At 37.5% G+C, this 2,268-nt stretch carries 3 protein-coding genes; all 3 read right to left on the bottom strand.

All coding sequences use genetic code 11. The annotated features are described in order from the left end of the window. Nucleotides 1-56: 56 nt before the first annotated feature. Complete coding sequence (locus DK423_RS10945) at nt 57-380, bottom strand: TrbM/KikA/MpfK family conjugal transfer protein (RefSeq protein WP_061886449.1); 324 nt, start codon at nt 378-380, stop codon at nt 57-59. Beyond that, the gene (locus tag DK423_RS10940; protein ID WP_109043986.1) at nt 370-810 is read right to left on the bottom strand and encodes a hypothetical protein; all 441 of its coding nucleotides are present in this window, start codon (nt 808-810) and stop codon (nt 370-372) included. Before DK423_RS10940 ends, DK423_RS10945 begins: the two co-directional genes overlap by 11 nt. Before the next feature lie 13 nt (nt 811-823). Further along, nucleotides 824-2,268, bottom strand: a 1,445-nt coding sequence (locus tag DK423_RS10935) for a type IV secretory system conjugative DNA transfer family protein (protein ID WP_109043985.1), incomplete at its 5' end; no start/stop codon positions are given.

The raw sequence follows: 2,268 nt of genomic DNA, 5'->3' as shown, positions 1-2,268 counted from the left end.
ATCATTCTAACACCATTACTTTACAGTAAAAAGCCATGCCTCTTAAGGCTTTTATCTTATAAATTCATAAATGGTAAACTCTTCAAGTTCGTCCCATCGCGTGATTCTTTCGGGCATTGCTCAAGGTAACTTAAACGACCTTTAAACATTTTTTTATACCAGTGTTTCCCTGTCGGACGAATTTTTCTTAATGGATCAAGATACTTTTTACATTCAGGCTCGTTCACCCCATTAGGGTGGGATAAGCATAACACCGCACCACAAGCCGAATCGGCATTGCCCGATTTAGATTGTTTTTGCAATTTACTTAAAAAACCGGCATTCGCGGTCGCACTTACAATTAATGTAATGGCTGCCATTGTTAAGATTTTATTTTTCATTCTTTTCTCCATTTTGCGCTAATTTACGCTCAAAAATTAAATTAACCTGTTTGGGGCAAGGATTACGTTTCGTGCTTATACACTTTTCCACAAGATTGATTTCAGCAGATACGCCATTTGCCTTGAGATTGTATTTTAACGTTTGTAAATTATTACGTTCACCCTGTGCTTCAATATGTGTTGCGTGCTGTGCCAAATACCAAAATTTAGCCCATTCTTGCTGTGAAATTGTATTTGGATGATGATAAAAGCTATATCGCCATGCTTTTTTATCTAGACGATTAAGCGGAACTTTTTTGATTACTCCCCGTTCTAAAAATGTGTCAACATTTATTTCTTTACTACCTTGCGGGAACGGCGTGGGCTCGGGAGGAGAACTACACGCGCTGACAAGTAAACCCATGGCTAAAATTGAAATCATCTTCTTCATTTAATTACTCCTATTAATACGCCTTTTGGTTAGGTAAAGGAATTGCCGTTTCTCCTTTTTGGTAAGCATTTTCTAATTGTGCTTTACTTGGGAGTCCCTTGATTTCTCTCAAACCGGGAGAAACCAATTTTAATTTATTGATGAAGTAGGGATCTGTGTAGAAAAGTGCTTTTTTGCATCTAACTTTTGCCGCATTACAAAAAATAATTTCTTCATCATCTTTCAATGCCATAATTTCCTGTGGCAGCTCAAGCGCGCGTTGAGTAAGATTATTGCTTGTAGATACGTTCCCTTTATTAATGGAATTATTCTGCACTGTCGCGGTGATGTTACCTATTCGTTTAGAAATCTCTTCTGCCATTTTCGGATTTTTAGGACGATAAATGATATTGCATGAATGATTTTCTAAAAGTGTCTGGCTGCCTTTATCCCCATAACCAAGCGGAGGATTCTCTGCCAGTTGTGTTTGATTTTGATAAATAATCAGGCTTCGAATATTATAGCCCGCCATATACGCAATCGCGACTTGATATTGCTCCATATACCCAATGGATGTGAACTCGTCCATTAACATCAATACACTGTGTTTTAAATCGGGGTTTGTATCAGGTAAACCTTGTCTAATGTTTTCATAGATAAGTTGTGTGAAAAGCAAATTAACGATTGGCCTTGCTGTTGAAATATTTTCAGGCGTGATCCCAATATAAACGGTTATTTTGTCTTTTCTTAAATCTCTAAAATCAAAATCATTTACACCGGTTGCCATTTCAAAAAGCGGGTCTTGAAAAACTTTGAGCGGAGTCTCATAAGAGCTTTTCACTCCCGCGAACTGGTCTTTTGCTTCCGCTTGTTCAAAGAAGGATAAGAATTTTGAATAAATCGTTGGTGAAAGCAATCCCATAGCTTGTACCGTTTCAACGGTTTCTTGCAGAGGATAAAGTTTTTCTTCGTATTCACCGGTTTGCTCATTCAAATCCTCAATTTTTACGCCTTGTAATGCTCCGGCAAGGGTAGTGAGTGTAAAACTACTTGCTAAGATTTGATTCTCTTTTAAGATGCCCAGTAAATAAACAATTGCAACAAAAATTGATTGTGCTTGCAACGCAAAGAAATCTTTCCCCCCTTTCCCAACAGGATAAAGTGAATTAGCAAGGGCTTGAATTTGCATTTCAATATCGGGCTTACTAAAATCAAGGTAGCCAAGCGGATTATAGCGGTGTGTATTGAAAGAAAAGGGATCAAAAAGAAACACTTTTTGACCTAATCCTCCTTCTTCTTTTGGGAGCGCTCTATATTTAGAGGTAATGGAGAAACACTCTTGTTTTACATCCAAAACAATTAACGAGTCTTCCCATTCTAAAAGGTTTGGGATAACAATCCCTATGCGTTCGGCAAGTTCTAAACCTAAAGAAGGGTTATATTCATAGCTCATACGAATAGTGAAATTTTTGACAAACT

Origin of the sequence: Aggregatibacter actinomycetemcomitans (assembly GCF_003130205.1) — a bacterium.
Classification (GTDB): domain Bacteria; phylum Pseudomonadota; class Gammaproteobacteria; order Enterobacterales; family Pasteurellaceae; genus Aggregatibacter; species Aggregatibacter actinomycetemcomitans_A.
The sequence above is the reverse complement of the archived record's forward strand: the minus strand, read 5'-3'. Positions and strand labels throughout refer to the sequence as shown.